Annotated in this window: 20 protein-coding genes; 3 read left to right on the forward strand and 17 right to left on the reverse strand. The window is 35.9% G+C overall.

The window, feature by feature from the left end; genetic code table 11:
- Positions 1-94: 94 nt before the first annotated feature.
- The 14 genes from ACHRWY_RS08330 to ACHRWY_RS08395 all read right to left on the reverse strand — a co-directional run bounded on the left by ACHRWY_RS08330 (position 95) and on the right by ACHRWY_RS08395 (position 11,376).
- Positions 95-373 (reverse strand): DUF2805 domain-containing protein, encoded by a 279-nt coding sequence (locus ACHRWY_RS08330; RefSeq protein ID WP_055098339.1) that lies wholly within the window; start codon positions 371-373, stop codon positions 95-97.
- Positions 374-493: 120 nt separating this feature from the next.
- Positions 494-1,321 carry a sterol desaturase family protein gene (locus ACHRWY_RS08335; RefSeq protein WP_395353798.1) on the reverse strand — a complete coding sequence of 276 codons (828 nt, stop codon included), beginning with the start codon at positions 1,319-1,321 and terminating at the stop codon, positions 494-496.
- A gap of 124 nt (positions 1,322-1,445) precedes the next feature.
- Positions 1,446-1,685 (reverse strand): GlsB/YeaQ/YmgE family stress response membrane protein, encoded by a 240-nt coding sequence (locus ACHRWY_RS08340; protein ID WP_395353799.1) that lies wholly within the window; start codon positions 1,683-1,685, stop codon positions 1,446-1,448.
- 33 nt (positions 1,686-1,718) lie between these two features.
- Positions 1,719-2,426: an aquaporin Z gene (gene aqpZ / locus ACHRWY_RS08345; protein ID WP_395353800.1), complete on the reverse strand. Its 708-nt coding sequence runs from the start codon at positions 2,424-2,426 to the stop codon at positions 1,719-1,721.
- A 31-nt stretch (positions 2,427-2,457) separates the two neighbouring features.
- Positions 2,458-2,814: a MauE/DoxX family redox-associated membrane protein gene (locus tag ACHRWY_RS08350; protein ID WP_395353801.1), complete on the reverse strand. Its 357-nt coding sequence runs from the start codon at positions 2,812-2,814 to the stop codon at positions 2,458-2,460.
- Between the two features lie 87 nt (positions 2,815-2,901).
- A complete protein-coding gene (locus ACHRWY_RS08355; protein ID WP_395353802.1) occupies positions 2,902-3,798 on the reverse strand; it encodes an EamA family transporter in 897 nt (298 codons plus the stop codon).
- 213 nt (positions 3,799-4,011) lie between these two features.
- Positions 4,012-5,154 carry a peptidylprolyl isomerase gene (locus tag ACHRWY_RS08360; RefSeq protein WP_395353803.1) on the reverse strand — a complete coding sequence of 381 codons (1,143 nt, stop codon included), beginning with the start codon at positions 5,152-5,154 and terminating at the stop codon, positions 4,012-4,014.
- Positions 5,155-5,194: 40 nt separating this feature from the next.
- The gene (locus ACHRWY_RS08365; RefSeq protein WP_395353804.1) at positions 5,195-6,271 is read right to left on the reverse strand and encodes a peptidylprolyl isomerase; all 1,077 of its coding nucleotides are present in this window, start codon (positions 6,269-6,271) and stop codon (positions 5,195-5,197) included.
- 16 nt (positions 6,272-6,287) lie between these two features.
- Positions 6,288-6,935: a gliding motility-associated peptidyl-prolyl isomerase GldI gene (gene gldI, locus ACHRWY_RS08370; RefSeq protein WP_395353805.1), complete on the reverse strand. Its 648-nt coding sequence runs from the start codon at positions 6,933-6,935 to the stop codon at positions 6,288-6,290.
- 6 nt (positions 6,936-6,941) lie between these two features.
- Positions 6,942-7,946, reverse strand: a complete 1,005-nt coding sequence (locus tag ACHRWY_RS08375) for a bifunctional oligoribonuclease/PAP phosphatase NrnA (RefSeq protein WP_395353806.1) — start codon at positions 7,944-7,946, stop codon at positions 6,942-6,944.
- 225 nt (positions 7,947-8,171) lie between these two features.
- Positions 8,172-9,416: a voltage-gated chloride channel family protein gene (locus tag ACHRWY_RS08380; RefSeq protein ID WP_395353807.1), complete on the reverse strand. Its 1,245-nt coding sequence runs from the start codon at positions 9,414-9,416 to the stop codon at positions 8,172-8,174.
- Positions 9,417-9,600: 184 nt separating this feature from the next.
- Entirely contained in the window at positions 9,601-9,987 is a 387-nt protein-coding gene (locus tag ACHRWY_RS08385; RefSeq protein WP_395353808.1) for a RidA family protein, read from the reverse strand.
- A 167-nt stretch (positions 9,988-10,154) separates the two neighbouring features.
- The gene (locus tag ACHRWY_RS08390) at positions 10,155-10,460 is read right to left on the reverse strand and encodes a chaperone modulator CbpM (RefSeq protein WP_395353809.1); all 306 of its coding nucleotides are present in this window, start codon (positions 10,458-10,460) and stop codon (positions 10,155-10,157) included.
- On the reverse strand, positions 10,453-11,376 hold the full coding sequence (locus ACHRWY_RS08395; RefSeq protein WP_395353810.1) for a DnaJ C-terminal domain-containing protein: 924 nt from the start codon (positions 11,374-11,376) through the stop codon (positions 10,453-10,455). Before ACHRWY_RS08395 ends, ACHRWY_RS08390 begins: the two co-directional genes overlap by 8 nt.
- A 303-nt stretch (positions 11,377-11,679) precedes the next feature.
- On the opposite strand from ACHRWY_RS08395, the gene ACHRWY_RS08400 reads away from it, so the two are divergent.
- Positions 11,680-12,396: a hypothetical protein gene (locus ACHRWY_RS08400; RefSeq protein ID WP_395353811.1), complete on the forward strand. Its 717-nt coding sequence runs from the start codon at positions 11,680-11,682 to the stop codon at positions 12,394-12,396.
- A 54-nt stretch (positions 12,397-12,450) separates the two neighbouring features.
- On the opposite strand, the gene ACHRWY_RS08405 is transcribed toward ACHRWY_RS08400, so the two are convergent.
- The 3 genes from ACHRWY_RS08405 to ACHRWY_RS08415 all read right to left on the reverse strand — a co-directional run bounded on the left by ACHRWY_RS08405 (position 12,451) and on the right by ACHRWY_RS08415 (position 16,313).
- The gene (locus ACHRWY_RS08405; RefSeq protein WP_395353812.1) at positions 12,451-13,698 is read right to left on the reverse strand and encodes an MFS transporter; all 1,248 of its coding nucleotides are present in this window, start codon (positions 13,696-13,698) and stop codon (positions 12,451-12,453) included.
- 28 nt (positions 13,699-13,726) lie between these two features.
- Positions 13,727-15,463 carry a thiamine pyrophosphate-dependent enzyme gene (locus tag ACHRWY_RS08410; RefSeq protein ID WP_395353813.1) on the reverse strand — a complete coding sequence of 579 codons (1,737 nt, stop codon included), beginning with the start codon at positions 15,461-15,463 and terminating at the stop codon, positions 13,727-13,729.
- 322 nt (positions 15,464-15,785) lie between these two features.
- Positions 15,786-16,313, reverse strand: coding sequence for a hypothetical protein (locus tag ACHRWY_RS08415; RefSeq protein ID WP_395353814.1), 528 nt, complete (start codon positions 16,311-16,313; stop codon positions 15,786-15,788).
- A gap of 338 nt (positions 16,314-16,651) precedes the next feature.
- On the opposite strand from ACHRWY_RS08415, the gene guaA reads away from it, so the two are divergent.
- A complete protein-coding gene (gene guaA / locus ACHRWY_RS08420; protein ID WP_395353815.1) occupies positions 16,652-18,181 on the forward strand; it encodes a glutamine-hydrolyzing GMP synthase in 1,530 nt (509 codons plus the stop codon).
- Positions 18,182-18,243: 62 nt separating this feature from the next.
- Positions 18,244-20,160 (forward strand): LysM peptidoglycan-binding domain-containing protein, encoded by a 1,917-nt coding sequence (locus ACHRWY_RS08425; RefSeq protein ID WP_395353816.1) that lies wholly within the window; start codon positions 18,244-18,246, stop codon positions 20,158-20,160.
- Positions 20,161-20,215 lie beyond the last annotated feature (55 nt).

Here is a 20,215-nt window from a genome sequence, read left to right on the forward strand (position 1 = left end):
TGAGTTTAAGTATTGCTATTTGACTTACAAAATGTAAAAAAGTTACATTAAGTTAAAAAATATAAAAAAAACTCCTGAATTTCAGGAGTTCTGTCTAGTCTAGTTTATTTTTTATATAATATTTACCATCCAAATCTTCATCAAAATCATCTATTTTAACGGGTTTTGGTTTTGGTTTATTTGCAATTGCCTTCTTTTTCCACATCTCAAATTTTTCAAGTGGCATCTTCTTCTTCATGATCTCCAGAACTTCTTTTTCTGCCAATCCAAATTCTTTTTTAATGATCTCAAATGGATTTTTTTCTTCTAAGGCCAGCGAAACAAGTTTTTCGGTTTGCTCCCAATTCAATTCTTTGCGGTTACTCTTTTTCATCACGTGAAAATTAATTCAAAATAGGGGTTAATGATTAATAGATTGATTTTCAATTTAAGTATCAATATTAATAAAAAAAATAATTACTTGGTTCGATGAAGGATATTTTTTTTAATGATTTTAACTGTTTTTTATGGATCTTGATTTTTGAAACGGAATTTGCAGCAGATTTTTCAATTGATTGTTTTCTTCAGCGGCCATATGTGTGTCTACGCCATAAACAATTTTTTCTTTTGATAAGGTGGTAAAAGTGCCAAAAAGCCGGTCCCAGACCGAAAAAATATTTCCATAATTGCTATCTGTATAAGGTAAAACATAATGATGATGTACTTTATGCATATTAGGGGAAATGATGAAATAACTCAGGAAGTGATCTAATTTATCCGGTAAAGAAATATTGGCATGATTAAACTGTGAAAAAATAACAGACAGGCTCTGATATAAAAATACCATCCACATAGGACTGCCTGCAATTAAAACGCCAAGAGTCGTAAATAGAAACCGAATAATACTTTCTCCCGGATGATGTCGGTTTGCAGTGGTGGTGTCAATCCAGGTATCTGTATGATGAACGATATGAAAACGCCACAAAAATTTAATTTTATGCTGAACATAGTGTGCCAGATAAGCACCAATTAAGTCCAACAAAAGCAATCCAACGATAGTATATACCCAAATAGGCAATTCGGGAAGCCATTGTAAGAGGCCAAAATGATTTTCGGTTGTCCAGTTCGCGGTTTTAATTAAGATAAAAGCCAAAACAAAATTGACGATAATTGTTGTAAACGTCAGAAAGAAATTAATTCCGGCATGATGCCATTTTTTGTATGACATGCGAAAGAACGGAAAAGTATTTTCGATGAGCCAGAAAATAGTAATTCCTCCAACCAGAATTAAACTTCTGTGTGTAGAGGGAATTATACTGAAATACGCTATTATATCATTCATATGAGTAAAATTTTGCGTGTTCTATAAAAAGATCAATCAGAACTATTAGCTTTAAAAAAAAAGAGAAAACCGAATATTACTATATTTGATTTTCTCTTTTGATGGATTTATAAGATGAAAAATTTTATGATTTGATCAGGCTGATGATAAAAAGCAATACCCAGGCTCCTCCAACAGCAATTAAAATTTGCCATACAAGCCCGCCACCGCCAATACCCAGATTACCGGCAATCCAGCCACCAATGATGCCGCCCACAATACCAACGATAATATTGCCCAGAAGCCCAAAACCAGCACCTTTCCAGATTTGACCTGCCAGCCAGCCGGAAATTGCCCCTATAAGTAAGAAATACAAGAATGCCATAATTTTAAGTTTTATTGATTAGTAAGATTTTAGTTAAACTTCTTCCGTTTTTTGTAATAGTGTCTTATAAATAAATCCGGCCAAAACAGCTCCTAATATCGGAGCGACCCAAAACAACCAAACTTGTGATAAAGGTTCTCCTCCCGCAAAAATAGCCTGCGATAAAGATCTTGCAGGATTCACAGAAGTATTAGTAATAGGAATACTGATTAAGTGAATTAAGGTGAGCCCTAAACCAATAGCAATACCACAAAAATTTGTATTTGCACATTTGTCTGACGCGCCTAAGATTATGATTAGAAAAAAGAAAGTCAGTACAAATTCAGCTATAAAAGCAGATTGAAGCGAATAACCATCAGGGGAGAATGCCCCGTAGCCATTTGAGGCAAAGGCCCCGGCTTTAGTATTATCAATTGCAGTTCCTGCTTTACCGGACCAGATGATAAATAATGTTCCTGCAGCGGCAAGGGCACCAATACATTGTGAAATGATATAAGGTACAAGATCTTTGGCAGGAAATCTTCCGCCAGCCCATAAGCCAAGTGAAACGGCAGGATTAAAATGCCCTCCTGAAATATGGCCAACAGCATATGCCATTGTTAATACAGTCAGACCAAATGCCAGGGCAACACCGGCAAAACCAATTCCTAAACCAGGATATCCGGCAGCAAAAATGGCGCTTCCGCAACCACCAAAAACCAACCAGAATGTTCCGAAAAATTCTGCAAATAATTTTTTCATAATAAAATAATTTTAATTAATAGTTTGATTATTAACGGGTATATAAGTACGCCCAGAAAATCAATACGATTTGTAAGGGCAAACGTATTAATAAAATAAATTTCAATAAAGAAAAAGGACCTTTTTTCTTTTGATACATGAAGATATTTGAAGGAAATACAGCAATTAATAAGGCTATAATTCCCCACGCAGCAAAATGGCTTGTAGCAGGAAACAGGAGCAGAATGCCCAGAATAATTTCGGCAGCTCCGCTTAGGGTATTTAGTAATTTGGGATTGGAGAAATAGGGAGGAATGATCCTGATATACATTCCGGGGTTCCAAAAATGATTTAATCCGGCAATAATATAAAGCACAGCCATTAAATATAAATGCCAGGGTAAATTCATGATAGATAATTGTTTAACACGAATTTATAAAAAAATTAACAATTACACGGTTTTAATGGGCTTTTTTTTGACCGTACTCAAAATATGTTAATTTTTGCGCTTGAAATTTACATTCATAATAATTATGGCCAGAATGATTAAAACAATTCCAACCCATTGCGTAAAAATCACTTTTTCATTTAAGAGTACATAAGCCATCATAACCGAAACAGGAAGTTCGAGTGCAGAAACAATACTTCCTAAACCAATTCCGGTTAAAGGGAAACCCGCAGTCATAAGCATAGGTGGGATTATAGTACCAAATAAAGCAAGGATAATACCCCATTTCATGAAAATTTCAAAATTAAAGGGCGTTACCTGCGTTACAAATGCAAATGAAAATACAATTATAGCTCCGCCTAATAACATATATAAACTACGTTGGGCAGAAGAAATTTCAGTAGCAACGCGATTTGCCGTAAACATAGTGGTAGTAAAAGAAGCTGCGGCTAAAATTCCCCAAACAAGACCACGCCAGTCCAGTTTTATATCATTGTGAATGATATTAGTAGCTAAAACAGTTCCTATAAGTACAATAATTACAGCAAATACTTTTTGTTTTGAAGGTAATTTTTTTTCTAAGATCATCTCCAGTAAAACCCCCATCCAGACAGTTTGCATCAATAAAACAATACCAATAGAAACAGGAATATATTTTACGGCTAAATAGTAAAATAAACTGGTCATCCCTAATGAAGTACCGGCAAGCATCAGGCTGAAAATGTTTTTTGGAGTTGCTTTTACCACATTGTTTTTGTGTTTTATTTTCTGGAAAGCATTGATTATTAGAATACCAATAATTCCTAATATAAATTGAGATGTGGTTACTTCGGCAGTTGTATATCCTTCAGAATAGGCCATTTTTACAAAAGTGGCTAACATTCCATAAGTTGTAGCTCCAATTGCTACTAAAAATACTCCTTTTAATACGTTGTTTTGTGACATCTTAATTTGTTTGTTTTGAAAAATTAAAGCCGGCAAAGGTAAGTTATTTTGTTTAGGATTTAATAGAAAATCTGTATAAACGTTGGTATTAATTTGTTTTTACCCTTTTTTAAAGTTTTAAAATTACAGATATCACAGAATGAAGCGAAATAAAAAAGCCATCAGAAAATATCCTGATGGCTCATTTTAAGTAGGTAAACAGAAAAGTTTAAATTATTTTACGGGTTGATTCTGATAGGTTTCAATTTCAAAAATCAATGTTGCATTTGGCGGAATAACTCCTCCGGCGCCTTTTTCTCCATAAGCTAAACTTGAAGGAAGAAAGAATATTGCTTTTTCTCCATCTGTCATCATATCTAAAGCTTCGATAAAACCAGGAATCATTCCGTCTTTTTTGCCAACAGTAAACGGAAATGCCTGATATCCTTTTTGAGCGTCACGGTTTGCATCGTATTTGCCATAAGCTTTTGCTACACTGGACATGCTGCTGTCAAAAAGATTCCCATCTTCAAAATAACCTGCATAATGAAAATAAATACTGGATCCTTCAGCACCTTTAATTCCCGTTCCTTTTTTGGTTATAACATATTTTAACCCGGATGCAGTTGTAGTTGCTTTGGCTTTTGTAGCAGCAAAATAAGCCGCTTTTTGCGTAATTACTTTTTGGGATTCCCCTTTTTTAGCTTCTTCTTTTTTAGCATCATCAGCTAAAACTTTCACAGCATTAAATTTTTTGGCTGCATCACCTTTGCGGGTAATCGTAATTTTTGTCATGATATCATCCTGAACAATTTTGTTTACATTGTCCATTCCTGAAACTACGTGACCAAAAATAGTATGCTTTCCGTTTAACCACGGAGTATCTTTATGGGTGATGAAGAACTGACTTCCGTTTGTAGCGGGACCAGAGTTAGCCATCGCTAAAACACCGCCTTTTTCGAATTTTAATTCTTCTGTAAATTCATCTTTAAATGAATATCCTGGGCCTCCTGAACCATTTCCGTCCGGATCTCCACCCTGAATCATAAAATCATTGATCACTCTGTGAAATTTTAATCCGTCATAAAATGGCTTTCCTTTAAGTCTTTCCACTTTTACATTAGGATTAGTACCTTCTGCCAGCGAAATAAAGTTAGCAACAGTAACCGGAGTTTTTACATATTCAAGGGATACAACAATATCGCCTTTTGTTGTAGAAATCGTTGCGAAAATCCCGTCATTAGGATCTGTTTTAGGTGCTGCTTTCGTCGTCGTTGCTGCTGCTTTAGGTTTTGCCTTTGCAACAGGTTTTTTAGTAGTCTGAGCCTGAATATTTACTACTGCCAGGCAAAATAAAAATAGAAATTTCAACTTCATGGTATTCCGAATTTAAGTCTGTGTTAAACTTTAAAATGTATTATTGTGGTTTTTCTAATAATTGAATTTCGAAGATAATGTTCGCATTTGGCGGAATTACTCCTCCGGCACCAGTTGCTCCGTAAGCTAAGTGTGATGGGATAAAAAGAATCGCTTTATCTCCAAATGAAAGCTGCTCAATTCCTTCGATAAATCCCGGGATCATACCGTCTTTACGACCTGCCTGAAATGGAATTGGCTGATATCCGTGTTGTTCTGCTCTTGCTGCATCGAACTTTCCGAAAGCTTTATTAACTTCTTCTACGCTGGAGTCAAATAAAGTTCCGTCTTCTAAGAAACCGGAATAATGAATGTATAATTGAGTTCCCGTAGCCGGTTTTTTACCAGTTCCTTTTTCAGTAATTATATATTCTAATCCTGAACTTGTTTTAGTAGCTTTTGGTCGAACAGAGGCAAAGTAATCTACCTTTTCTTTTTGAACTCCGGCAGATTTGCTTTTTTCTTTTGCAATTTCAGAGAAATAATCGTGAAAAACTTTTACGGCGTCAAACTTTTTAGCAGCTTCACCGTTTCTGATAATGGTAACAGAAACAATCTTATCGTCTTGTTTTATTTGGTTAACCACTTCCTGGCCTTTATCTACAACATGACCAAAAATAGTATGTTTTCCGTCTAGCCATGGAGTCTCCACATGTGTAATGAAAAACTGGCTGCTGTTTGTTCCCGGGCCATTGTTTGCCATTGCCAAAACACCGGCTTTGTCAAATTTTAAATCTGTGATTTCATCTTTAAACCTATATCCTGCATCTCCGGAACCAGTTCCTTCAGGATCCCCGGTTTGAATCATAAAATCTTCAATAACTCTGTGAAATCTTAATCCGTTATAAAAAGGTTTGTTTTTTAAGTAATCTTTTGTTACAAATTCACTTTTACCCTCGGCCAAAGTTACAAAATTGGCTACCGTAACAGGTGCCTTTTTATAATCCAGTTCAACAATAATATGGCCTTTGTTGGTTTCGATATCTGCATATAACCCATCAGGTAAATTACTGTGTTCATCTTTACAGGAATATAATGAGCTAACGGCCAATAGTAATAATAAAATACTTTTTTTCATTTTCAAATTGTTGTTTTTATGGGTTTATTGTATCTTTTTTAGTTGAAACAGGAACCACTGTTTTTGGAACTGCTTTTTTGGGTGTTTGCCCAACAACAGTGGCGGGCTGAGCAGCAGGATCCGGTACAAAATTACGAAGTGTAACAGTGCAGATTAAAGATTCATTTGTTCCTATTTTTTTGTTGTCTCCATGATATCCGTAGGCGATATGAGATGGAAACAAGAAAGTGACAGTCTCATTTTTATGCATCATTTTAATACCGTCACGTAATCCCATCATGATGTCTTGTTTGTCTACATAATAGGTTTGCGGGCCAAGATCAGCTTCAGAATAGATAATTTTGCCTTCGATGTCTTTTACTTCTAAATTGAAATAGGCAATATCTCCTTTTTTAGGTGTCGCAGTATCGGTATGGTTTTGTTCGTCGTAATACAGCCAGTATCCTTTTCTGGTGGCGTAATACTTTATTTTTGGATTGTTTTTGATTATTTTCTTAATAACATCTTCTTCATTACCGATAAGTTTTTTATTGCGGTCGACTGACTTTTTCATGAAAGTACCCGAAGCCTGTGAGATGGGTCTTCTGGCTTCTTCATGATGCTTGCAGCTGACCAGTAAAACAGCAAAAAGCAGGATGTAAATGCTTTGTTTTAAGTAATTCATATGGGGTTATATTTTTAGTTTTTGTACTAAATTTTCAAATTTTTTGATTGTTTCTTCCATCGAAACATCAGATCTTCCGCCGGCTGCGTTGCTATGTCCACCGCCATTAAAATGATCCCTTGCAAATTGATTGACATCAAATCCGCCTTGCGAACGGAATGAAATCTTGATGATTTTCTCGTCTTTATTTTCGATAAAAATAGCCGTAAAAACAATACCTTTTATGCTTAATCCGTAATTAACGATTCCTTCAGTATCCCCTTTTACATAATTAAAGGAATCCAGTTCGCTCTGGGTAAGTGTTGTATAGGATGTTTTATGCTCTTCGAACACTTTCATGTTTTGTAAAGCACGACCCAATAATTGCAAACGACTGTAAGAACTGTTGTCAAATAATAAAACCGGAATTTCAGTATTTTCAACTCCCAGATCAATCAGTTCGGCAATGATCCTGTGTGTGTTTCCTGTAGTCCCCGGAAAACGGAAAGAACCTGAATCAGTCAAAATTCCTGTGTAAATGCAGGTAGCAATGGTTTTGTCTAAATCTTCTTTTTTTCCTAAGAAAGAAATAAAATTGTAAATCATTTCACAAGTAGAACCAAATGCGGTGTCAGAATACGTGTAGACAGCATAATCATCAGGTTTTTGATGATGATCGATCATGATAAATGGAGCTGTTAGTCGGGCTAAAGTATGTTCCATTTCACCTGTACGATGAAAAGCATTAAAGTCGAGTGTGAAAATTATCTCGGCTTCTTCTAATATTCTGGTACAATTTTCAGTGTCTTTTTCGAATATTTTTACTGTTTCAGAACCGGGTAACCAGGCTAAAAAATCAGGAAAGTCATTTGGGGCAATTACAGTTGCCTGGTGATTGTTTTTTATTAAAAAGTGGTATAAACCTAAGGTTGAACCCATAGCATCGCCGTCAGGACCTCTATGCGGAATTATGGCGATTTTCTTTGGGCTTGCGAGTAACAATTGTATCGCTTGAATATCTTGTATTTTCATAGTGTGCGAATTTACATTTTTTTAATGTAATGTTGAAATCATTTTACAGATTAACACGCTTTTATGTTGGTGAGGAATTGTAAGATGTAAAATGTGAATTGCAGGTTTGGAATTTAGAGTTTGCTTTTTGGAATTTTTAGTTCCTGTTCCACAAAAAGGCTCAAAGAAAATCACAAGAATATTGATTAGCTTTTTGCTATTGGTGTTTTTATTGAAATCTGGAATTTAAAAATTAGAGTTTAATCTCTGGTACAATTTATATTTGGCCCCTTTTACAATTTGCGATTTATAAATTCCTACCGAACCTGATGAAAAATAAGCGATTGTACAGGCAATAGCAATGAAAATTGCAGGTTGAATTCCAAAAAGTTCGATTCCCATAACAGTGCAGGCGATAGGAGTGTGGGTAGCTCCTGAGAATACCGCGACAAATCCCAAACCTGCCAAAAGGGCTATTGGTAAAGGAATTACAAGAGATAAAGCACTGCCTAAGGTGGCGCCAACGAAAAATAACGGAGTTACTTCTCCGCCTTTAAAACCAGCACCTAAAGTAAAACCGGTGAATAAAATTTTAAGCAAAAAATCATACCACGGATTGGCATTCGAAAAGGAATCTACGATTACCGGAACTCCTAATCCGGAGAATTTCGTAAGTCCAAAACCCGCAATAGCAATAGCCAGGATAATTCCCCCAATAAAAGGACGTAAAGGCGGATATTTGATGTTTTTTGAAAAAAGTGTACCCCAAAAATGAGTGCTTCTGGAGAATAATAAAGCAGCTAAACCGGATAAAGCCCCAATTAAAAGGACATAACATAAATTGATGAAGCCAAGTTCAGGAACAACCGGAATACTGTAATGTGTATGTTTGACTTGCCAGAATTCGACAGTAAAATAAGCAACATAAGCGACTAAAAAGGATAGAATAATACTTTTTAAATTGATTTTACTAAAGTACAAAACTTCTAAAGCAAAAATAGCACCTGCTATAGGCGTTCCGAAAACCGATGCAAAACCAGCACTAATGCCCAGGATAATTAAAATTTTGCGATCAGTATTTTCTAATTTAAAAAGCCTGGTAAACTGATCTGCAATTGCGCCGCCCATTTGTACAGCCGTGCCTTCGCGACCGGCAGAACCTCCAAACAAATGGGTAAGTAATGTTCCTAAAAGTACCAAAGGGGCCATTTTGAACGGGATTACTTTCTGAGGGTTTTCGTATTCATCGAGCAATAAATTATTGCCTTTTACAACAGCTTCTCCCCAGTAATAGTAACTCAGCCCCACTAATAATCCGCCAAAAGGCAAAAACCATACAATCCAGTCGTGATGAATTCTAAATTGTGTCACCCATTCTAAAGCCACTAAGAAAAATGCCGAAGCAGATCCGGACAAAATACCAATCAAAATACAAATGAAAATCCATTTGAAGATTGTAAAAAGCATTTGTTTTGGATGTTGAAAGTTCATTAAGTCTAAATTTTTCGCCACGAATTTCACGAATTTTCACGAATTAAAGCATTATAAATTAAAGAAAATGGAATAATCATTTTAAATCTTTCTAATCTGTGGCAAAAAAATGTGATAATTCGTGAAATTGCTTCGCCTGTTCCTTTTGGTCGTGGCGTGATAAAAAAAAATCGTGACAAAAAAATTATCCCTGTATAACAGCCGTAAATTCAATTTCAACTAAATATTCAGGGGCAACCAGTTTACTGATTTCATAAAAGCCGGTTGTTGGTTTTACATCTTTAAAAAATGAAGCATGCGCTCTTGCTACCTCTTCAAAAGAAGTAATATCAGTGGTGAAAATTCGGGTTCTGATCACATCTTTCATGCCCACATTCAAATCTTCCAAAACTTTTTCTACACGTTCCAGAATGTTGTAGGTTTGAGCATAGGCATCATCAGCTTTTACTTTATCACCATCAACAATAGCCACGGTTCCTGAAACTTCAATAATATTGCCAATTCTTACCGCACGGCAATATCCCATTTTGTCCTCCCAAGGCGATCCTGTTAAGATGTTTTCTCTTTTCATTTTTTCTGTTTTAGTGAACTTGTTTTGTCTTTTTAAATCAAATTCGGGTTAGTTAATTCAGCCGCAATTTATAAAATATGCAGATGAAAAGAAGTACGATTGAATTGAAATCACTTCGCAATTGATTCTTTTTTGTGATATTTTAATGGAATAGGTTTTAATCTCCTTTATTCCGTTTGATGCTGTTCATAAAGACGAAGTTTGTTTTGTGTCGCCGTAAGGTTTTGCTGCAGTACTTCGATTTTGTTTAACAGGTTTGCAATGGCATCGATGCCTTCTAAATTGATTTTGAGATCATAATGAAGCCGGATCATTTTTTCGACCGCAGGCAGTTGTTCCGGCTGTAAATATTCATCTTCCTCGAGAACAATAATTTTTACCAAACCATAATTGTGTAATTCTGATATAAAGGTATTTTCAATTTCGTGATACAAACAAAATTGTTTTATTTGAATTAAGTCTTTATTATTCATGATTTCTTAATTTAGCTAATTCCTGAAATAATTCTTTTTCTTTCTCAGATAATTTTGTTGGGATTTTTAAGGTGTAGGTAATGTATAAATCTCCAAACTGATTGTCTTTTTTGTAGACAGGAAAACCTTTTCCTTTCAATTTTACTTTAGTTCCCGGTTGAGTTTCCGGAGCAACTTTTATTTTTACTTTTCCATCAAAAGTGTTCACATAAATTTCTCCTCCCAAAATTGCAGTATACAAATCGAGATCGACATCGGCATACAGATTGTTGCCTTCCCGTTTAAAATCTGAATTGTTATCGATTAAAAAAGCAATGTATAAATCGCCATTTGGTCCGCCGTTTGCGCCCGGAGCACCATGATTAGGGATTTTTATAATTTGCCCGTTTTCGACTCCGGCCGGAATTGTAATCCGGATATTTTTTCCATTTACGGTCAGGTTTTGTTTGTGCGTGGTGTACGCAGCCTCCAGATCTAATTGCAATTCAGCATTAAAATCCTGTCCCCTGTATTTGGCCTGGCTTCTTGAACTTCTTCCTGCAGATCCATACATCGAATTAAAGAAATCAGAAAAATCACTTTCGGAAAAATCACCTCCGCCAAAGTCCGAATAACTTTGATTGCCGCCTTGCTGTTGTCGCGAATATTGTTGCTGGTTAGGATCGTAGCCTGCTTTTTCGAATTCATCGGCATGTTTCCAGTCTTTTCCGTACTTGTCGTATTTTTTACGATTTTCAGCATTGCTTAAAACTTCATTGGCTTCATTTATTTCCTTGAATTTTTTCTCCGCTTCTTTATCATTCGGATTTAAATCAGGATGATATTTTCGGGCTAATTTTCGGTAGGCCTTTTTGATTTCAGCTTCTGTAGCCGATTTCGTAATTTCTAATGTTTTATAGTAATCAATATAATCCATTGGCTTAAAATTTAATGGGTAAATTAAAACATTGAAGTTAGTGAATAAGTTGTTAACTATCAAAATGATGAATGCTTTTTAAATAAAATAAATAAGTAGTATTAAGAGAAGCTGTACAGGATTCAGATTTTTTTTATTCTCATTTAATTTGATAATTGGCAGGTTTTTTGATTCCAAAAATTAGCCTAATATATTGTTATAATAGTCTTAAAGTTGTAGAGCCTAACTAAATTATGCTATTTTTGTGATGCTATACTTTGATTTTATAAAAATTATAAAAGCCGATTCGATAATACTTTTTCAATGAAGCACATTTTATTTTTCATATTATTTTTTACTGCTGTAACTGTATCAGCCCAAACTGAATTTGGAACAAAATTCAAGCCTATTGCGGCACCAAAATTTAGTGCAAAACCTAAAAAGACACCTATCCCTGAGGTAAAAGACCCGCAGGCTGATAATCTGGATATGCCAGGCATTAAAACCCCCAATGTTTTTAATAATACGAGTATTACGCCAAAATCCCAATTTCAGATTGGAGCAGAGAAAAGCAAATTTACCATGTCTACTGAAACAGATTTTGCGAATCCGGGTGATCGTTATATTCCTAAAATGGAGAAGGATTTAGATAAAGCCTTAAAAGATGCGGGATTAAAAGAAGGTCGCGGGACTTTGGTAAAGCATAATATTTCATTAGGGGATTTCAGGACAAAATCGAAATATTTTATTGTGAAATTCCGTGATTTTGGTGCAATCGACGGCGATTTGGTAAAAGTGTCTTCTAATGATAAAGTAATACGCGATCAATTGTTTTTAGATGCTAATTTTAAAGATGTAAAAATAGATCTGGCAAACGGATTTAATAAATTAGATTTTGAAGCACTGAACATTGGAACTTTAGGAGGGAATACTGCCGAGATTCAGGTTTATGATGATAAAGGGCAATTGGTTACCAATGATTATTGGGATAACCTTGCAGCAGGATTTAAAGCTTCAATAATCGTTACAAAAGAAGAATAAGATACAACCTGAAGCCCTGTTGCATCTTATTCTGCATTTCGTATCTCACATTTTTTACAAATTAATTGTTTTTCCCTCACCGGTTTCTTTTAGCATAAAACTCACCAGGATAGCTATCGAAATTCCGACCACCCAAAACAGACCTGCTTGTTGAAAATGAAGGGTTTTATCAAGAGTATCATTCAGGGTCCTGCCAAATAAACGACTGAATAGCGGACTTAAAAGTGTTGTTACCCCAAAAGTTATAAAATTAATAGCTCCGGTAGCACTTCCTTTTACATGATCAGGATTTGATTCCTTGATAATAGAATACGGAATCATGGCAGCTCCGGAAGCGACGCCTAGTAAAAACATACTGAATTTAGCGGGAAGCAGCTCCGGGAAATACAAGAGCTGAACTAAGGCTACAATCATCAATAAAGCACCAGCCACTAAAACAGGTTTACGCTTTTTTAATTTGTCTGTAATATATCCTAATAGCGGACATCCGAAAACCCAGCCAAAAGCAACCATAGCACTTGAAATTGTGGCGGTATGAAAGTCTAAGGCGCGGTCTTTCTGAAAAAAATCAACAGCCCATGTCATGGCAAATATAGTGGTTGGAGCAAACAATAATCCTGAAATAATGCCACAGAACCAGGATTGAGGATTGCTAAAAACAATTTTATAAGGGTCTAATAAACCTTGTTTCTTTTCATTGCTTTCCGGTTTTTGATCAGCCCTGTTTGCAGGAGTTATAAACCAAAGTCCAAAAGCTACAATTATGGTAAAAATTCCAATAGAGAGCCAAAAAGTAGGGATGTTCATTCCTTTTTCAATTAACGGACCAACAACAAATTGTCCTGCTGAACCACCAAGCATGCCCAGACATTGTGTAAATCCAATGGCTGTTGCCAATGATTTTGCCGAAAACCCTTTACTGGCCAGATATACACAACCGGGAAATGCAAAAGCACATCCTGCACCTTGAAACAATCTTCCCGTAACTCCGCTAAACTGACTGGAAATCATAAACAATAAGCAGCCAATCCCTAAAATAAGTGCTCCTGTAAAAAGGGAGTATTTGGCCCCAAAGCGATCCAGGGCAATTCCGGCAATTAAACTACAGGTCGAATAGGTGTAATAATAAGTTCCAACGATTGTTACCAATCGAATTTCGTTTACAGAAAAACTTTGGGCAAGTTCCGGAAGCATCACGGCCGGAGCTGAACGTATTACATAATCTAAAAAATAGAAAAGCAGACCAAATACCCATGCAATGACATAATATTTGGTATACGATTTAGTCTCGTTTATATCCATAAAATGATTTTTAAATTAAGAGATGATTTTATAAACCTTCTTTTAAGTGTTTATAATTAGATTTAATGGTATCGAAAACTTCATCCATTTTACCGCCAAGCATTAAACGGGTCATTGATTTTGCCATACCCACAACTTGTTCCCATTCTACTTTTGGAGGCATTGCCAGTGCATTCGGATTGGTAAAGACATTCAGTAAAACAGGACCATTATGACGGAATGCATTTTCAATTGCTGCTTCAACTTCTTCCGGTTTGTGGACATTTACACCCTGAAAGCCCATTGCCTGGGCAATCAGCCCAAAGTCAGGATTAACCATATCTGTTTCGTTATCCGGTAAGCCATTTACTTCCATTTCAAGTTTTACCATGCCCAAAGCACGATTGTTAAAAACTATGATTTTAATCGGGATATTATATTGATGAATGGTGGCCAAATCGCCCAGTAACATTGATAAACCGCCGTCACCACACATCGCGATCACTTGTCTTTCCGGATGTGCCAAAGCGGCTCCAATGGCCATTGGCATTGCATTTGCCATTGATCCGTGATTAAAAGAACCCAGCATTTTTCGTTCTCCCGTTCCTTTAATAAAACGAGCCCCCCAAACACAAGTCATTCCGGTATCTACCGTAAAAATGGCATCTTTAGTAGCCAGTTTATCAATAACATGTGCAAGATATTCGGGCTGAATTGTGTCTTCATCGCCGTTATCCTTAATATAAATGTCCATGTTTTCTTTTACACTAGCGTAAAATTTAAGCTGTGCCTGTAAAAAACTATCGTCAGTTTTAGTTTCCAATAATGGTAATAAAGCTGCTATAGTATCGGCAACATCGCCACACAATCCCATATAAAGATTGGCTCTTCGTCCTAAACGTTCAGTGCTGGTGTCGATTTGAATGATTTTGTTATCTGTAGGCATGAACTTATCGTACGGAAAATCAGTTCCCAGTAATAAAACCAAATGTGACTCATGCATGCTGTGATAAGCTGAAGGCTGACCCAGTAAACCTGTCATGCCTATTTCATTGGGATTGTTGGGCTGAATACTCATTTTTCCACGGAAAGAATATCCAACAGGAGCTTTAATATGTTGGGATAACTGAACGACCTGATCGTGTGCTTTCTCAGCTCCGATTCCGCAAAAGAGCGTTATTTTAGTACTTTCGTTTATAGCTTGGGCTAAATGCTGTAATTCCTGATCCGAAGGCCGGATAACGGGATTACAATGAAAATATTGGGTAGAGATATTGCTTTCAACCGCTTTTAATTCTGACACATCACCGGGTAAACCAATAACTGCAACCCCTTTTTTCCCTAAAGCATGTTGTATGGCAGTTTGTATGATTCGGGGGGCCTGCTCGGCTGTCATAATCATCTGATTGTAACAACTGCAATCGTCGAAAAGTTTAATAGTGTTGGTTTCCTGAAAATAATCCATTCCCATTTCACTGGTATTTATGGTAGAGGCAATGGCTAATAAAGGGACATGCGAGCGGTGTGCATCATACAAACCATTGATCAAATGTACATGTCCGGGACCACAACTTCCGGCACAGACTGCAAAACCATCCAACTCTGCTTCGGCAGCTGCCGCATAAGCCCCAACTTCTTCATGGCGTACATGAATCCATTTTATTTTTCCGTTTCTGCGTATCGCATCATTAAAATGATTTAAACTATCACCGGTAACTGCGTAAACGCGTTTTACTCCGGCCTCTACCAACATGTCAACTAATTGTTCTGCAACTATTTTACTCATGGATTATATTTTTAAAATTAATATTCAGATTGTATAAACAGTGGTTATGGTTTAGTTTACTTTCTTAATAATTAGATTTTAAGATACACCTGGTTATGATGTAAAAGCAGCTTTTGGTATGGTTTTATAAATTTAATGAAAAGATTTGGTTTGAGGAAGGTTCTAAGCAACAAAGGTTCAAAGGGACAAAGTTTTCACACCTTGTCTGCCTTTGAACCTTTTATAATGGATGGGCTAAGTCACTATGAATTTGAGTTTCTAAGTTTTTCTTCCCGATGTTAAAAAGCGTAAAAACTTAGTATCAGAAACTCGGCAACTTCATTTAGAATGGATCCGCAGTTACTCTAAACTTCATATCTGCTTTAACTGTTACATCTTTAGTAAGCGTTTCTTTTAAGGTAACTTTTGTTCTGATTTTATATTTATCAGCTTTAATATATTGGTCTAATCTGGTATCGGTACAAATTAAATCGATAGTATTGGTTGTAGCGCTAATATTATCCATATATGCCAATTCGATCTCGTCAGAATCTGATGTAGAAATGTACAAATGAACTGATTTCAGAAACGTAAAGGTTTTGTCTGACGGATCAGAAATCGTTAATTTAAGAGATCGGATTTTTACATCTTTTACCAAACTGGCTTTGGTTTTGTTGTTCTGAAATTCAGCCGAAGAATTTGTAGTCACGTCAGGCGTAAGAATTTCTGAAGGTAAGTTGACAGGAAAAGTGCTTTGAATTTTAATTGAAGCTGAATTAGAAATATTGAAACTCAATAAGTCATCTACAGCACTGCACGAAGTTAAAAACACTGATAATAAAAGGGTAAGGACAATAAGTTTTGATTTCATAAACATGGTTTTTTTTCTAAATACGATTTTTTTCAGGAAATGGTTTTTGTTTTTGAGGTACAAAGTTACAAAGTTACAAAGGTTCAAAGTTACAAAGGTTCAAAGTTACAAAGGTTCAAAGTTACAAAGGTTCAAAGTTACAAAGGTTCAAAGGTAAAAAGGTTCATAGTTACAAAGGTTCAAAGGTTCAGAAAAATAAAGATATTGCCTTCTATTTTCAAACCCTTGGACCTATGAGCCTTTTTACCTTTGAACCTGAAAAAGGGAGCAATTAAAAAAAATATTATTTTTTCATTGTTCCGATTTTTCAAATTCGAATATAAAAAGTATTTTTGCGCATGCAACACAACGTACTTATTTTAGATTTCGGATCGCAATATACACAGCTTATTGCGCGTAGAGTTCGCGAATTAAATATATTCTGCGAAATTTTCCCTTACAATCACTTTCCTAGTGATTTATCACCTTATAAAGCCGTAATTTTAGGAGGAAGCCCATTTTCTGTTCGTGCAGAAGATGCTCCACATCCTGATTTATCTCAAATTCGAGGCAAGCTTCCTATGCTGGCAGTTTGTTACGGAGCACAATACTTAGCTCACTTTAGCGGAGGAGAAGTAGCGGCTTCGAACACCAGGGAATATGGAAGGGCTAATTTATCTTATATTAAAGAAGGTGAAACTTTTTTTAACGGAGTTTCAGAAAACAGCCAGGTTTGGATGAGCCATAGCGACAGTATCAAGGCTTTGCCAACCAATGCAGTAAAATTAGCGAGCACTCATGATGTAGAATTTGCTGCTTACAAAATTGATGGCGAAACCACTTACGCGATTCAATATCATCCGGAGGTTTTCCATTCTACAGACGGATCAAAAATGCTGAAAAACTTTTTAGTAGATATTGCCGAAGTTCCTCAAAACTTTACACCAAATGCTTTCGTTGAAGAAATGGTGGGAGAATTAAAAGAGAAATTAGGAAATGATAAAGTTGTTTTAGGACTTTCCGGTGGAGTAGATTCTACTGTAGCGGCAGTTTTATTACATCAGGCAATTGGTAAAAACTTATATTGTATTTTCGTAAATAACGGTTTACTTCGTAAAAACGAATTCCAAAATGTATTAGATCAGTACAAAGGAATGGGATTGAACGTAAAAGGCGTTGATGCCGGAGATCGTTTTCTGTCAGAATTAGCCGGAATCAGTGATCCTGAAACCAAACGTAAAACCATTGGCCGTGTATTTATCGAAGTTTTTGATGATGAATCGCACCTTATAGAAGACGTAAAATGGCTGGCACAAGGAACCATTTATCCTGATGTAATCGAATCGGTTTCGGTAAAAGGACCATCGGCAACCATTAAATCACACCACAATGTGGGTGGATTGCCGGATTATATGAAACTACAAATTGTAGAACCACTTAGAATGTTGTTTAAAGACGAGGTTCGTAGAGTGGGGGCTACTTTAGGAATAGATCCTGAATTATTAGGAAGACACCCTTTCCCGGGACCAGGATTATCCATCAGAATTTTAGGAGATATTACGCCTGAGAAAGTTCAAATCCTGCAAGATGTAGACGCTGTTTTTATCGACGGATTAAAATCATGGGGATTATACGACAAAGTTTGGCAGGCCGGAGCAATTTTACTTCCAGTAAATAGTGTTGGTGTGATGGGCGATGAACGTACTTACGAAAAAGTAGTAGCGTTGAGAGCAGTAGAATCAACAGACGGTATGACTGCTGACTGGGTTCACCTGCCTTATGATTTCCTGATGAAAGTATCGAACGATATTATCAATAAGGTAAAAGGCGTAAACAGAGTCGTTTACGATATAAGTTCAAAACCACCGGCAACAATTGAGTGGGAATAATACTATATTTCAAATTAAGGCGTTACATTTGTAACGCCTTAATTTTTTAAAACCTACTGTTTATGAGAGAACTTTTAATGATTTCTCTTGTGTTTATTTTGTCTTTTAATCAGATAAATGCGCAAGATTCAATAATTGAACACAAAATTCAAAAAGGAGAAACTGCTTATTTTATTGCCCAAAAATATAAGGTTTCTGTTGATGAAATTTATAAACTCAATCCCGACTCGCAAAACGGAATCAAAGACAATCAAATTATTAAGATTCCCGTCCACTCCGCAGAAAAACAAAACTCACCACAGCAAATTACTCACATTGTTGCGGCAAAAGAAACACTATTTGGCTTATCAAAACAATATAATGTCTCTGTTGAAGCCATTCAAAACGCAAACCCGGTTCTTGCCGGCGGACTACAAATTGGCCAGGAATTAAGTATTCCGCAAAACCCTGCAAATCTTTCTAAAACTGAAATTGCGGTTTCTTCAAAAGTAACCCATCAGGTTGTTGCCAAAGAATCGTTGTTTAGTATCGCAAGACAATATAATGTATCAGTTCAGGATCTGGAAAATCTAAACAAAGAATTATTGCAAAACGGACTGCAAATTGGACAGACTATTTCTGTTCCAAATAAACGAAAAACACTAGACGGAAGAGTTCGCGTAATCAATCAGGAAACCGTTTTTCATGTGGTCGAGCCAAAGGAAACTAAATTCTCGATTGCTAAAAAATACGGGATTTCGATCGATCAGTTAGAATCTCAAAACCCTGAAATTGTAAACGGTTTAGTTGTAGGCAATAAATTAGCTGTTAATACTACAGCAGTAAAACCTGCCAACGAAAGCGAAGAATTGATGCTGGCACTTGCTGAAAAGCAAGTGGTAGTTGAAAAAGGTAAGGCCAAAACCGTTGAATTAGAAGATTTAAAAGACAGGCTGGTTGTTCAGAAAGAAATGAATCAGAAAATTATAAAGATTAATGATTTGAAAGTCAACCTGAATGATATGAATGGTTCTAGAGAAAATTCGGTCGAAAAATTACGTTTGGTTTTAGAAGCCAATAAAAATGTTCAGGATATTTTAATGGCAAAACTGGATTCATTGGTCAATACCATGAACAATGATTTAATCGATTTAAAAAGAATGGATATTTTAAATGTCGATGAATCGAAAAGATTAGAAAAACAATCCTATGCAAGCATTGGTAAAACAAGCGAATTATCTTCTCAACTTAAAAAAGAACTGGCAGAAAACCGAAAAGCTTATGCCGGTTTAATGAACAAAGTAGAGAAAATTGCCGTAGAAGAAAATCAGGAATACAAGAAGAAAATCCGCGAAAGCGAAAAAAACAACAATACGGCTTCATTGCAACAACGCCTTTCATTAGAAGATATAAAACGTTACAAAACAGAGCAGGAAAAAGGCGATGCGCAAAATCAGCTTTTGATTGCTAAAATTGATTCGCTGGATACTCAGAAAACCATTGAGATAAAACGCCATATCAGCAAGGCCTCTTATTATAGCATGGAAGCACGAAAATTTGATGACAAAGTGGCTTTGATCAAATTGAAAAAATATCAGGATGAGGCGTTAAAAAACCAAAATAAAACAAGCCTGACCGAAACTTCGAAAACAGTTTCATTAGAAGAAATGAAACGCGAACTCAAGGAGAATCCGCTTAGAACGGATAAAACGGTAAAGGTTGAAGTTTATGATAATCTTAAAGAAGTTTCAAACGGCTATTACTTAGTTTTAGGTATATTTACAGACGCAATACCAAGAGATAAGTTCATTATGAAACTCATTGATTCTGGTGATTTTAACGCTAGTTTCTTTTTTAATATAAACAGTCTTTCGTACTATGTTTACTCAGATAAGTACCAAAACATGGAAGAAGTGCTTTATAAATGCAAGAAAAAAGAAGAAGATGAGTTATATAAAGAGATTATTATTGCCAAAGTAGAAATTGATCTTAGAGAATAATTGGCGCTGAATTTATAAGTGGCAGGAATCTTGATTTAAAGAGAAATTACGAACT

Source organism: Flavobacterium sp. FlaQc-48 (assembly GCF_044007335.1).
GTDB lineage: Bacteria > Bacteroidota > Bacteroidia > Flavobacteriales > Flavobacteriaceae > Flavobacterium.

Excerpts from the sequence above, each read along its gene's own strand:
- ACHRWY_RS08330 (WP_055098339.1), bottom strand. The coding sequence starts at position 373 with ATGAAAAAGAGTAACCGCAAAGAATTGAATTGGGAGCAAACCGAAAAA.
- ACHRWY_RS08335 (WP_395353798.1), bottom strand. The coding sequence starts at position 1,321 with ATGAATGATATAATAGCGTATTTCAGTATAATTCCCTCTACACACAGA.
- ACHRWY_RS08340 (WP_395353799.1), bottom strand. The coding sequence starts at position 1,685 with ATGGCATTCTTGTATTTCTTACTTATAGGGGCAATTTCCGGCTGGCTG.
- aqpZ (WP_395353800.1), bottom strand. The coding sequence starts at position 2,426 with ATGAAAAAATTATTTGCAGAATTTTTCGGAACATTCTGGTTGGTTTTT.
- ACHRWY_RS08350 (WP_395353801.1), bottom strand. The coding sequence starts at position 2,814 with ATGAATTTACCCTGGCATTTATATTTAATGGCTGTGCTTTATATTATT.
- ACHRWY_RS08355 (WP_395353802.1), bottom strand. The coding sequence starts at position 3,798 with ATGTCACAAAACAACGTATTAAAAGGAGTATTTTTAGTAGCAATTGGA.
- ACHRWY_RS08360 (WP_395353803.1), bottom strand. The coding sequence starts at position 5,154 with ATGAAGTTGAAATTTCTATTTTTATTTTGCCTGGCAGTAGTAAATATT.
- ACHRWY_RS08365 (WP_395353804.1), bottom strand. The coding sequence starts at position 6,271 with ATGAAAAAAAGTATTTTATTATTACTATTGGCCGTTAGCTCATTATAT.
- gldI (WP_395353805.1), bottom strand. The coding sequence starts at position 6,935 with ATGAATTACTTAAAACAAAGCATTTACATCCTGCTTTTTGCTGTTTTA.
- ACHRWY_RS08375 (WP_395353806.1), bottom strand. The coding sequence starts at position 7,946 with ATGAAAATACAAGATATTCAAGCGATACAATTGTTACTCGCAAGCCCA.
- ACHRWY_RS08380 (WP_395353807.1), bottom strand. The coding sequence starts at position 9,416 with ATGAACTTTCAACATCCAAAACAAATGCTTTTTACAATCTTCAAATGG.
- ACHRWY_RS08385 (WP_395353808.1), bottom strand. The coding sequence starts at position 9,987 with ATGAAAAGAGAAAACATCTTAACAGGATCGCCTTGGGAGGACAAAATG.
- ACHRWY_RS08390 (WP_395353809.1), bottom strand. The coding sequence starts at position 10,460 with ATGAATAATAAAGACTTAATTCAAATAAAACAATTTTGTTTGTATCAC.
- ACHRWY_RS08395 (WP_395353810.1), bottom strand. The coding sequence starts at position 11,376 with ATGGATTATATTGATTACTATAAAACATTAGAAATTACGAAATCGGCT.
- ACHRWY_RS08400 (WP_395353811.1), top strand. The coding sequence starts at position 11,680 with ATGAAGCACATTTTATTTTTCATATTATTTTTTACTGCTGTAACTGTA.
- ACHRWY_RS08405 (WP_395353812.1), bottom strand. The coding sequence starts at position 13,698 with ATGGATATAAACGAGACTAAATCGTATACCAAATATTATGTCATTGCA.
- ACHRWY_RS08410 (WP_395353813.1), bottom strand. The coding sequence starts at position 15,463 with ATGAGTAAAATAGTTGCAGAACAATTAGTTGACATGTTGGTAGAGGCC.
- ACHRWY_RS08415 (WP_395353814.1), bottom strand. The coding sequence starts at position 16,313 with ATGAAATCAAAACTTATTGTCCTTACCCTTTTATTATCAGTGTTTTTA.
- guaA (WP_395353815.1), top strand. The coding sequence starts at position 16,652 with ATGCAACACAACGTACTTATTTTAGATTTCGGATCGCAATATACACAG.
- ACHRWY_RS08425 (WP_395353816.1), top strand. The coding sequence starts at position 18,244 with ATGAGAGAACTTTTAATGATTTCTCTTGTGTTTATTTTGTCTTTTAAT.